Annotated in this window: 9 protein-coding genes; 6 read left to right on the top strand and 3 right to left on the bottom strand. The window is 66.8% G+C overall.

Annotated elements, in window-relative coordinates:
• The first annotated feature begins 788 nt into the window (after positions 1 to 788).
• The 3 genes from ACFRAC_RS27050 to ACFRAC_RS27040 all read left to right on the top strand — a co-directional run bounded on the left by ACFRAC_RS27050 (position 789) and on the right by ACFRAC_RS27040 (position 3,083).
• Positions 789 to 1,160: a hypothetical protein gene (locus ACFRAC_RS27050; protein ID WP_382111698.1), complete on the top strand. Its 372-nt coding sequence runs from the start codon at positions 789 to 791 to the stop codon at positions 1,158 to 1,160.
• 69 nt (positions 1,161 to 1,229) lie between these two features.
• On the top strand, positions 1,230 to 1,787 hold the full coding sequence (locus ACFRAC_RS27045) for a hypothetical protein (protein ID WP_382931131.1): 558 nt from the start codon (positions 1,230 to 1,232) through the stop codon (positions 1,785 to 1,787).
• Between the two features lie 117 nt (positions 1,788 to 1,904).
• Positions 1,905 to 3,083 (top strand): DUF932 domain-containing protein, encoded by a 1,179-nt coding sequence (locus ACFRAC_RS27040; RefSeq protein ID WP_382931126.1) that lies wholly within the window; start codon positions 1,905 to 1,907, stop codon positions 3,081 to 3,083.
• A gap of 2,289 nt (positions 3,084 to 5,372) precedes the next feature.
• Here ACFRAC_RS27040 and ACFRAC_RS27035 read toward each other — a convergent pair.
• From ACFRAC_RS27035 to ACFRAC_RS27025, 3 genes are all read right to left on the bottom strand, one after another.
• Entirely contained in the window at positions 5,373 to 6,032 is a 660-nt protein-coding gene (locus tag ACFRAC_RS27035) for a hypothetical protein (RefSeq protein WP_382931121.1), read from the bottom strand.
• Between the two features lie 38 nt (positions 6,033 to 6,070).
• Complete coding sequence (locus ACFRAC_RS27030) at positions 6,071 to 7,267, bottom strand: helix-turn-helix domain-containing protein (RefSeq protein WP_382931116.1); 1,197 nt, start codon at positions 7,265 to 7,267, stop codon at positions 6,071 to 6,073.
• Positions 7,268 to 8,065: 798 nt separating this feature from the next.
• Complete coding sequence (locus ACFRAC_RS27025; protein WP_382931111.1) at positions 8,066 to 8,269, bottom strand: hypothetical protein; 204 nt, start codon at positions 8,267 to 8,269, stop codon at positions 8,066 to 8,068.
• 209 nt (positions 8,270 to 8,478) lie between these two features.
• On the opposite strand from ACFRAC_RS27025, the gene ACFRAC_RS27020 reads away from it, so the two are divergent.
• The 3 genes from ACFRAC_RS27020 (at position 8,479) to ACFRAC_RS27010 (ending at position 11,435) form a co-directional block, all read left to right on the top strand.
• On the top strand, positions 8,479 to 9,324 hold the full coding sequence (locus tag ACFRAC_RS27020; protein WP_382931107.1) for a hypothetical protein: 846 nt from the start codon (positions 8,479 to 8,481) through the stop codon (positions 9,322 to 9,324).
• A gap of 289 nt (positions 9,325 to 9,613) precedes the next feature.
• On the top strand, positions 9,614 to 10,450 hold the full coding sequence (locus tag ACFRAC_RS27015) for a helix-turn-helix domain-containing protein (protein WP_382931166.1): 837 nt from the start codon (positions 9,614 to 9,616) through the stop codon (positions 10,448 to 10,450).
• A 325-nt stretch (positions 10,451 to 10,775) separates the two neighbouring features.
• Complete coding sequence (locus ACFRAC_RS27010; protein WP_382931104.1) at positions 10,776 to 11,435, top strand: VOC family protein; 660 nt, start codon at positions 10,776 to 10,778, stop codon at positions 11,433 to 11,435.
• The last annotated feature ends 10 nt before the right edge of the window (positions 11,436 to 11,445 follow it).

Here is an 11,445-nt window from a genome sequence, read left to right as displayed (position 1 = left end):
GGTCTGCTCCGCAGACACGACGCGCCGCCGCTACGCGGCGGCAACACCCTTGCTCCGCAAGGGAGTTGATGCACCGTCACTCCGTGACGGTGTCTGAATTGCTCCGCAATTCAGCTCAAGGAATTCGCTCCGCGAATTCCTTGAAAAGGCGCGCCTAGGCGGCGGTCGTCCGGGCTGGCGTGTGCGCTAAAAGGGCTGATAAACCTTCAGATACGAATTCATGGAAAGTCCTCCCAGGTTTATAGATTCTCTAACTGGCCTCAACTCAATCAACCCCATTGACAATCCGAATAGAGTCAGGAATGCACCCGCGACAAAACGGCCCCACCAGCCCATGGCCACAGAGCGTGTGCGGTCTCGCCGCTGGGGCCCCGCCAGCAGCTCCCCACGTTCGGGCTCCAGCCCGGACTCCTCCCCTCACCCAGCCCAGCGCGGCGGCAGAGCCGACGCGCGGCCAACCTCCAGACCGCCCCGTCCCCGAGGCAGCCGCCCAACCACGCCCCGCCCCCATTCCTCACTCATCCTTCAACCGGCTCGGGACAGTGGCAGCAGAGGGGATGTCAGCACGCTTGCTGGGCCGGACTGTTGGTGTGACCTGCGGTGACGCGGAAGTCCGCAGTTCGCCGGCGCAACATCTAGCGCAACCCGTCCCGCAACACCATGACGCAACCTCTGGCGCAACTCGCAGCGCAACAAGGGTTCCATCCTCACGCTAAAGACACTATTATTTGAGTTCCGGGGGTGAGGCGACCCCGGGCACCGCAAGGGACCAACTGGAGGGGAACGACGTGGAACTTCAGATCTCTGACGGAATCGTGCGCCAGGTGAAGGGGGCGGACGCGCCCATGACCGGTCTTGCCATCAAGGCCCGCACCATCGCGAACTTCCTGCCGCTGCTGTGCGTGCGGACAGGGGCTAGGATCGTTCACAACTCCGACCGGGGTTACACCGGTATTCGGTTCGAGACCAAGGCCGCCGGTCCGGTCGTGCTGGAAATGCCGACGGGCGAGGAGCCCTACCGTCTGATTCAAGAATTCATCGACCCGGACAAGGCAGGCCGCACGGAAGTCGAATTACGGCGATTCCCGCAGATCTACAAGCCTCAAGGAATCGCGTACATCACGGCTGAGTTCCTCCGGGCGAACGGGTTCCTGAGGTAATCCGCACGGGGAGTGCCCAGTTGCGGGCACCCCCTTCCATCCGGCATCACCAATCAAGGAAGGAACGCCATGGAGAACACCCGGATTGCACGTCAGCCAGAGGGAGTCGAAGCCCCGCTCACGGACGCCGAGAAGGAACAGGCCCGTTACGCGCTGGCCGAGCTGGCGCGCAGCGAGAGGGACCCGGACGCTCTGCGGGTGTCGCGTGAGCAGTTGGACGCTGTCCGGCCGTTCTTCGAGCTGGGTTGGGCCATGGGTGTGCGTACCGGCCACACGGGCCCGGCCATGGCGGGTGTGCCGGTCGATCGGAGGACGGTTGATCGTGCGTTCGTGAACCTGCTGTCGGAGCGGGTGACGAATCAGCTGGTGCTCGCTGTGGCGCAGATCCTTGACCCGCAGGACAGCGGGCCGGTGCTGTGGCAGAAGGTGCGCTATCACGGCAGCCTGACACAGTGTCACGGTGACTACTGGGTGCAGGCGATCAAGGCGGAGGGTGGGTCGTTCGGTGGAGGTCACAGTGTCCGCTACGACCTATGCGAGGTGGCCGGCGGCAGGTCGGTGACTGTCGTGAGGAGTGTGCGGCGGCGGAGCCTGACTCCCCTGCCGGATTACCGCACGCTGTACTAAGTGTGCTGGTCAGGGGTGGGTTTACCCACTCCTGAAAAACACTAATATTGGAGTTGTTCGGGGGGTGGTGGCTCCGCCCCCCGACCCGCAGAAGCCAACAGCGAAGGGGAACACCGCATGACTCAGCAGTTCGCCGAGCGCGCTACGGCCGTAGCCCCCACCGGTGCCCGCAACGCCAATCTGTCGGACCTGGTCCGCATCCTGGAGGACGGACAGCGCCGGAAGCTGGACGTCATCGCTCCCGCGTCCGCGCTGCGGATGCAGGAGGGCAACGTGCACGTCGAGGGCGTGGAGTCCCTGATCACGGAAGACGGTGTGACGGACGTCGACGGCATCTACCGGCCCACCGCCGTCGCCGACGAGGGGATCTCTGACAAGCTGCGCATCCCGCTGGCCTATCTGCGCCGGATGCGCGCGGGAAACGTCCCGCTGCTGGACGAGAACGTGAACGCGTGGCTCCGTGAGGGTCCCGAGCGCCGTTTCATGCTCCGTGCGTTCCGGGGCGAGAACGCTCCCGGCATGGCGCCCAGCGAGGGCGTGGCCCGCGCGCTGCTGTCCGACAGCTACAAGCTGATGGACAATCTCGACATGCTGTTGGCCGCCCTGGACGGGGTGCAGCAGTCCGGCCACCCCACCCTCATCACGGGGTGCGACCTGACCGACCGGCGGATGTACGTGCGCGTCGAGTCCGAAGCCGTCGCGATCCAGGCGCGCAGCCTGCTGCGCGGTTACCGCTCCCCGTTCGACGGCCGTAGCGGTGACGAACTCCCACTGGTCTCGGCCGGTTTCGTCATCAGCAACAGCGAAGTCGGAGCCGGGGCGTACACGATCACCCCGCGCGCGGTCATCCAGGTGTGCCGCAACGGCCTGACCCAGAGCAAGGACGTTATGCGCGCCGTGCATCTGGGAGGCAGGCAGGACGAAGGAGTCGTGTCCTGGTCCGGCCAGACCCAGCGCAAGACGCTGGAGTTGATCAAGTCGAAGACCGCCGACGCTGTGCGCACGTTCCTGTCACGGGAGTACGTCGAGGCCAAGGTGCGCGAGATGGAGGCCGCCGCCGGTAAGACGCTGGACGAGCCGACGAAGACCATCGAGCACGTCACCAAGACGCTCAACATCGGCAACGAGGCCAAGGCCATGATCCTCGCCCACTTCATCCGGGGCGGACAGATGACGGCCGGGGGCGTGATGCAGGCCGTCACGTCGACCGCGCAGACCCTCACCGACGCCGACCAGGCCGCCACCCTGGAAGCGCTCGCGGTTCCCGCCCTCACGACCGCCGCCGCGCACGGCTGACAGACCCCCGTGCGGGCCGGGAGCCCTTCCCCCGACCCGGCCCGCACGGGCCCCCGCTGCCGGCGCCCGGCGGGCGCCCTCCGCAGGCTGCCCGGGGATGCCCGCTCGCTCCCCCAGCGCGGAGCGCTCCCCCACCCGGCCAGGAAGCGCGGAGCGCGCCCGCCCCGGTGTCTGCCGCGTAGTGGCAGCGCGACGCGTCTGCGGAGCAGAGCGCGCGCCCAGAGGAAACCCGCCGCGCCACGAGACACGTGCACCGGCCCCGGTGCTCACCGCCCCCCTCCGCACGGAGTACCCCCATGCCCGCACGGCCGGAGCTCACCCGCCCCGACGACACCGCCATAGCGGCCGCCATGACCGCATGGCAGACGATGGAGTGATCCGGTACCGGCGGGGATGCCACCCTGCGTCGTCACGCTCGTACTGGACAAGACATCCGGAGTACTGATCAACCGGCCGGACAAGCAGGCGACAGTCACCGCCTACTACGTGAGCGGCCCAACCGGGGTCAGTGGCGGGGGCAGACCGTCGAGGCCATCACGACGCGCCGCATCGAGCCCCCGTCGGTTGGCTCGCAGGGTGGGCGCACCTCACGCCCGACACGTCTGTCAGGTTCGCGGGCAGGCGCGCCCTGGAGCCGGGGAGCCATCCTCACCGCGGAACCGACCGACGAGCCGGCATCGTGGGGGCTGCCGTGTCCCAGGTGCGGCCGCCTGGAATCCGAGCGCGGTCCATGGTGCGGTGTCCCCACCGATTGGATGGGGTGTTGGTCCTATCCCCGATAGCCGTAGGGCCCGCCTCAACACCGTCTCCGGCTTCGGCCACGTCGCAAGCGAGCCAGAGGGCGCCCGCCACGCCCTCCGGCGGCCCTGGCTAGCGCGCCAGTGGCCGGCTGCCGCCCCCCTTAGTAGGGTTCAGGACCGCGCTGATACGCCCGGCTTGAAGGCGCGCGAAGCCTCCCTTTTGCAGGAGGCGTCGCACAGCCGGGGGTCTCCACCTGTTGATCCGCAAGGTGGCCCTGGCAGTGCATGTGCGTGCGCTGCCGGCAGGACCCGGACGGGGCAGGCGATTGGTGGACGAGACGGCGGCATGCAAGAGCCGTGGCCGCAGCTGGAAAACCTGCTGGGCCTGGAGGACGCGCGCCTTTGCCCGCCATCGCGGCAGTTCCGGGTCGTGCAGGATCGCGGGAAGTTCGGAAGACCACTCCTCCAAGCGCTCCTGTGCCAGTTCCGCGGGCAGAGCGCAGCAGGCCCGGCACGGCAGCCGTTGCCGGGTGTGGTGTGGACCGGCCAGGCTGCGCGGGCCATCAAAGCGTTCCCTGGGCGGGGCGGGTCGCTCGGGCAGAGTTTTTGCGCTTCGCTGCCCTGCCAGGCGCAACCAGCCGCTGTGCTGGCACCGGATGCCCAACCGGGCGGCCCCGGCGGTTTCTCCTCGCCTTCGGCAACGCCCTCGGACGACCCGCCCGCACGTGGTCGACACCGCAGGTCACAGCGCTCCCTGGTGTCGTCCAAGGCGCCAGGAGCACTGAGCGGATGCCCTTCAAAGGCCGCAGCCGCACAAGGGGCGTCCGGGCGCAGACGGCGACCGCGTCGAATGGCGGCAGACGATCCCTGTTTGCGTGCAGGTCTAATCCTGCCCCGCGCATAACGGCCGGGCCAAAGAGCCGGGCGGCCGCCTTGGGAGTTCTACAGCTGAGTTGAGATTGCCGGAAGAGGGTCCGTCCGCCTGCGGCAATCTGGTGCTGCTCGGCCTGTCAATAGGGTGCTCCCGGCTTTGGCAGATCCCAGTGCAGGCTGTTGCCCGCTCGCCGGTGGAACGAATCCGGCCGGACGGACGGCGTCCGTTTTGAGAGCCGGCCTGGAGCGGCTTCGCCCCGCTGACTGCGTCCAAGCCGGCTGGCGGGTCTCCTCACACTGCACCCAGGGCGTCAATACACAGCAGGATCACAGTCAGGACGCCTCGCACACATACAGGCGGGGCCGCATTTCCCTCTCCCCCGGGGCTTGTTTCCCGAAAAGAAGACACGTCATGTTCTGCATCAGTGAATCTGCATGCCCATAAATGGATTCATGCGGCGCGCACTTCAACTCCCATATCCTCTTATTGCGATGGGGGCACTGGCAGGGCGATGGCATGACAACCTGAATGTCAGCATATTCGAGAGGGCATATTGAGCACTACATGCCCCGCACCGTCTTCAGCTCCTCTTACCGACCGGGGAACGCGTTGATAAGAGGAGAGTTGTTTTAGCGTGTCAGCTTCCCGGTAGGCCGATTGTTCCCGGCTCTCATCCTATTCATCTGCCTGTCGGGAACGCCATTTCCTGAATCGGGCAGAAAGACCGGTAGTTGCGTAGGGGGGAAGCCCGTCGCCGAATCCCTGGAGCTTCTCGTAATCCTTCTTGAGCTGCCCCTCGGTGGGAAACATGCCGAACTCGACGGCCATCTCGAGGACGTCTTCCATCGTGATCACCTGGAGATCGCGGCCTGCCGCGAGGGCCTGGCCGCCCCGGTCGTCGATGGCTACCAGGACCTCGTGACCGAGGTCCTGGTAGTGCACGCCGTGTGCCACGACGACAGCTTCCCCGAGATCCTTGCGCTCGCGCAGGGCATCTTCGAACTGGCGCCCCCGTACGTCTTCGAAGACCTCGACCACACGGGGCGGGGCCGACTCGGCCTGGAGCGCGGGAAGGACCCGCACGTGCCGGCTGCCGGCCAGGCGGGCCCACCGGAGCCTGAGCCCGGGGTACTTCCGGTCCTTGCCAACAACCTCGTCGCAGACCTCCTGCGGTACCACAAGCACCAGGTCGGCCTTGCGGAGAACCTCTACGAGCAGGACGTGGAGATTGGCGCCGACAAAGTGCACGCAGATGACCGCATCCAGGATGCAGACCGGTTCACGCTGCTCCGGCGAAGCCTCTTCGCCGGCCTCTTCCGCCTGCTGCTCGGGCAATCCCCCACCCCTTCGAAGCCCCCGTCAGGACCACTCTACTAGTCCTTCGCCAGCCCGCGGGCTACCAGCCGCGAGAGATCGGCTCGCCGGGGGGCAGGAGGATTGGGGACTATACCCGCATCTTTCAGCCGGGTTTCCACTTCTTCCGGTTTGCTGTCCTCCAGCATGGCCAGGGCGCGGACTCCGATGTGGTTCTGCCGGTATGCTTCGACGGCCCTTTCGAGGATGCGCCGCGGAGCACGAACCGCCTTGGCGGATTCCCGTTCCTGCTGATATGCGGGGCCCCAGCCGTATTGCTGTGCCAATTGAGCGCCGGTGGGCCCTTTCAGTCCGGTTTTCTGCTCCTTGGTGATGAGTGACATTGATTCGAGCTGGATGAGGATCACCATGAAACTGACCCGGAAATGGCGTGCGAGAAGAGCGGCTGTGCGCTCATCCATCACGCCTTTTTCCGGCAGTTCTTCCGCGGAAAGCCACGCCGCGATGCCTTCTTCAGGAGCCAGCAGATGGCGGGCAAAAGCGTCGCAGCGTTTCTCGCCGGGGGTTCTTTTCCCATCGAGTTGATGCACTTCAGCGCCGTCGTTCCACAGTAGATGACCGAGTTCGTGCGCAAAGCTAAAACGCTGCCGTTCTGGGACATCGCAGGCCCGGACGGCGATGAGGGTGATGTCACGCTCCGGATCAGTGGCGGTGAATCCCTCTGTGGTTTTCGGGAGCCTCAGGACTGCCGTGTCCACGCCGGTGAGCTGTTCGATCAGCTCATCGACGTCGGCGATGGGAGCGCAGCCAAGGTGGAGCAGTTCCCGCACCCGTTGGGCCAGCACCCGGCCCTGCTCTTCGCGGGGCAAGTCTTCGTCCGGTACGGACAAGGAGCCATCGATCTTCCGGTGCCGGACTGTAACCGGGCCCAGCTTGTCCAGCCGGGCGTCCAGTTCCAGCACCTCCAGGGTGCGCCGCAGAGCTTCCTCCCGCTCTGCGGCCACCACCTCATTGATACGGGCCGCGATCCGTACCCTGCCGCGTACCGGATCCCCGCTGGTCAGCAGCCGCACTGGAATGTCCAGCGCAACGGCGAGCCGGTCCAGCTCGGCGAGCGTCACAGTGGCGCGAGCGCCGTTTTCGATACGGGTCAAGGTCGATTGGGAGAGCTGAGCGCGAGAGGCGAGCTGGCGCTGATTGAGCCCAGCACGCTCACGTTCGCAGCGGATCCGCTCCCCCACAAGCACGAGATCCACGTAGCACCTCCTTCAGAATCAATTCTACCGGCCTGATTCACGATGGCCAATGGCATGTGTATCACCTGGGACTGACAAGCCTGGAACTACGGCAGACTCAATGCCCCGGCTGTCCCCTTCTGGGCGTATGGGTTTGCCATGGCCGCTGGTGCGTTCCGGGGCGAAGCAGGCGTGCCCGGCACGCGCGCCCGTTTGCCGAGCGGCTCCGCAAGGCAGCCGGTTGCCCGTGTGCCCGGCTGGTGCGTGCCTGTGCAGGGGTGTCCCCCACCGTCACTGCGTCGCAGCATCTGACACGGGCGGCGAAGAAGCGGTTAAAGCCCGCGAAAGGGACGCGCCGGCGCGCGGTCGAAGCGTGCAGGTCGACGAGATCGCGCCTGGGTGGCCGCAGGGGCCCCGGGCTGGCGCTGTGAGCTGCCTCCGCCTCCTTTCATGATCGGCTGCTAACCCTGTGATGCCGGTGGGGCCGCTCGTCCTGGTGGCCGCTGCGGCCGCGCGGCTGAAGCATCTGGCCGGCTGCCACGGCGGCCTGCGCCAAGCATCCCGGCGCGTGCTGCAAGGGCAAGCGGTTGCCCGGAGAGGAGCGGGCAACCGCACCTTGGCGCTTCGCCGAGGAAGGCCTGGCGGTGGTCCCGGTCGCCTGGGTCATGCGCGCGTTCGAGGGCTGGGGCGGCGGCGTGCTTGACCTGGCCATCCGTGGCTGTTGAGGTTCGTGCGCCTACGGCTGCCGCCGGATGCAGGGCCCAACTGCTTGTGCCTCGGCTGGACTCGTTGCCTCCGGCACCAGGCCGCCGCTTGTTGTCACCGGATGAGGTGACGTAGTGCCGGGATGCTCGCTCCTGCGCTGAGGAGACCCGCGAGAATCGCCCCGGGCGCCGGTGTGCCGGTGAGGTAGGTCAGGCCGCCCACGGTCGATCCGATGAGGAAGGCCGCAACGAGTACGACGGCTGCGTGCACGGTCAGAAACGGTCCGGGGTCCTGGGGCGGGGTGGGGGCGGATGTCACGGGATTCCTCCTGCCGGTCGCAGCGTCGGACGACCGCTCCTACATCGCGCTCCTGCCGTCAGCCCACGGCGTCTTCTCCTCTCACGGATCCCGCGAAAAATCTTCGGAAGATCCCGTGGGGTGCTGTCAGGTCTGCCACCTACAAGCAGGCGACGAAGGCGGCCCCCCTTCCGTGCGGGGCGGGCCGCAGACAGCAAAGGGGACAGGGAATGCAGGGCGATGTCGCGGATGGGCAGTCCGCCGCCGCGTCCGCCCGGGACTTACAACCTCCAGAGCAGCGCGAGAAACGCGATTTCAGCGTGCCGGTGTCTCAGGGTGATCTGCTCCGCATGGATGCGCAGTTTGGACGCGCGAGTCGGCGACTGCAGCGCAGTGTTGACCGGAGGCTGAGGGACCGGCAGCTGGTGCTGGTGCTGGCCCGTCAGGGCTTTGAGGGGCGGCAGTACGAGCACTTCGTGGAGGAGCTGGTCCGCTATGGCGTTTCGGTGCTGCGTGGCTGGATGCACTCCGGATACATCTTCCGGTTGGCGGCTGAGCGTGGCTACGGGCTCAGACCGCACGAACTCGATCTCGAAGCGCTGGCGTCGGACAGTGATCTCCGTGAGGAGCTGGCGACGATGACGGTGGCTCAGGCTCTGCCGTCCTTCCGACAAAGGGCTTTGGTAGATGGCGGCTGGAGCCATGAGGGCGGAGCCAGCATCACGACCTACTTCATGGGCGCCTGCCTGACCTACTTTCCCAACGAGTTCCGCCGGTACCGCAGCAGCCAGGAGCGCCAGCGCCTGGCTGTCCAGCGGCAGAAGGCCGTATATGAGGACCCGGTCCACCCGCTGAGTGCCGCCGATGAGGTGGCCGCCAAGCTGCAGGTCCTGGCGGAGCTGGAGTGCATCGGGGAGTCGCGGACGCAGGCAGCGGTGGCTTTGCTGCTGGATGGCTACACGCAGCAGGAGATCTGTCAGATTCTGGGTGAGCCATCGGTCCGGGCCGTTGAAGGCCTGCTGTACCGGTGGAGACAGAAGGCGCAGTCGCGCCGAGGTGGTGATCGTTGTGGGTGAGCACGTCCACGGCTTCGATGTTTTGCTGGAGAGTTCTTCACTGGGCGCTCCGGGCGCGCAGCAGTTGCGCGCCCGCACATCCCGCAGCCAGGCCCGTGCGATCCGCAGGATCGGCGAGGCACGGGGCAGGGCGGGCGACTCGGGTGCAGGACGCGCCCCCCTGGTGGATGCAGTGCGGCTGTCCGGGCCGGTATCCGCCGGCGGTTTGGGGGGTTCGGCGCCGGCCCCTGAGGGCGGGGAGGCTGATGAGGAGCCCTTTGAGGGGGCGGGGGCTGGGCCCAATCCGGTTGTGCGGCGCCTGCAGCTCGGCACGCAGCTACGTCAGCTGCGGCTGGAGTGCGGGCTGTTTCTCCAGGCTGCTGCCGCAGCTGTGGGCGTCTCGGAGACGAAGATCAGCCGGATGGAGCTGGGCAGGGTCGGCTTCAAGAGGGCGGACGTCGCCGCCCTGCTGACGTTGTACGGCGTGGAGAATGCTCAAGAACGCGCCGGGTTCTTGTCGTTGGCCAGGGAAGCCAATGCGCCGGGCTGGTGGCAGCAGTACTACGACGTTCTGCCCAGCTGGTTCTCCACCTTTTTGGGGCTGGAGGGTTCCGCGTCAACGATCCGCTCCTACGACGTGCAGTGTGTGCCTGCTCTGCTGCAAACGGAGGACTACGCGCGCGTGGTGTGCGGCAGCGCGGGTGCGCCCCGGGTGAGCCAGATCGATGTTGAGCGGCGGGTGGCACTGCGGATGAAGCGCCAGGAGCTGTTCCAGGCGCAGAGTGGTCATGTGCTGCATGCCGTGGTGGACGAAGGGGCGCTGCGGCGCCCGTTCGGCGACAGTGCAGTGATGCGACAGCAGCTGAAGTATCTGATCGAGTCGTCCGAGCGGCCCGATGTGTGCCTGCAGGTGATGCCGTTCAGTTCGAGCGGTCATCCGGTCGCGGCGGGGCCTTTCACCATGTTCAGCTTCTGCGACACAGGGATGCCCGATGTCGTGTTCATTGAACAGCTCGACGGCGCCATCTACCTCGACAAACTCGAGCACACCGGTACATACGCGAGTGTCCTTAAGAGCCTGCACCGCGACAGCCCGTCGCCGCAGAACAGCCGGGAGCTGTTGCGCGGGCTTCTGAACACGGCATGACGGAGCTCAGGAGCACGGCCGACCACCGATCGGGCAGGCAGCCCGCCCGCCTGGTGGGAAGCAAAACAGGCCTCCAACCCGTCCTAACCCAGGCTCTCCCCCCGCAGCAGCCGACGGCACTCCCCTTCCCGTCGGGCAGCCGCCAGCCACCTCTGTTGCCCCACCGCGCGCTACGACTCCTATCCCAGAGCCGGGCCGGCACGCTTGCCGTTGCTGCTCGTACCAAGCATCCATCGTCGCCAGCCATAGCCATCCGAAGCCGACCGCCCGACGCCGCCCACAGCCCGCCGCACCACGCGCACTGGACGAGAGGACGTCCGCAAGGGTGCCCTTCAACCCGAACATCACCACGGCTGAGTTCATCGCGCCGGCGCGACGCCCCAGCTCCAGGACCGAGGTGGAGGAGACCGAAGACTTCGAACGGATGGAGCGCGACGGCCACACCGCCTCGGGCAAGCCACCCACGCGGCCAAAAACGTCCTTCCGCGCTGACGGGACGGACGGAGGGGCGTGGGAAGGGGTACCGCGAGACGCCGGCGGTCAGTTGGCGGACGGCTGGCTTGTCAGCAGCGGATCCGGGCAGCAGCGCTGCATGAAGCCCCAACCGCATTTCACGTTGGCCGCGACCACTCTTGATGCACCGAACCCCCATGAGCTGGCGCAGTTCTATCAGGGCCTGCTCGGGTGGCCAGTGCGGAAGGAAGAACCGGGTTGGGTCGAGATCGCAGCGCCCGACGGCAGTGCCGCACTGTCGTTCCAGACGGAGCCGCTCTTCACACGTCCGCGGTGGCCCTCCACACGGTCAGAGCAGCAGATGATGATGCATCTGGACATCGAGGTGAACGATCTGTCATCAGCCGTCGAGCATGCCCGTGCTCTGGGGGCGACCGTGGCGGACTTCCAACCCCAAGCTGACGTACGCGTCCTGTACGACCCAGCGGGCCACCCGTTCTGCCTCTTCGAACGCACCGGCCCGAGTACCTGACCGGTCCAGG

Origin of the sequence: Streptomyces sp. NPDC056628, from assembly GCF_042792555.1 — a bacterium.
GTDB lineage: Bacteria > Actinomycetota > Actinomycetes > Streptomycetales > Streptomycetaceae > Streptomyces.
Note: the sequence above shows the minus strand (reverse complement) of the source record. Positions and strands in the feature narration are given on the sequence as shown.

Excerpts from the sequence above, each read along its gene's own strand:
- ACFRAC_RS27045 (WP_382931131.1), top strand. The coding sequence starts at position 1,230 with ATGGAGAACACCCGGATTGCACGTCAGCCAGAGGGAGTCGAAGCCCCG.
- ACFRAC_RS27040 (WP_382931126.1), top strand. The coding sequence starts at position 1,905 with ATGACTCAGCAGTTCGCCGAGCGCGCTACGGCCGTAGCCCCCACCGGT.
- ACFRAC_RS27020 (WP_382931107.1), top strand. The coding sequence starts at position 8,479 with ATGCAGGGCGATGTCGCGGATGGGCAGTCCGCCGCCGCGTCCGCCCGG.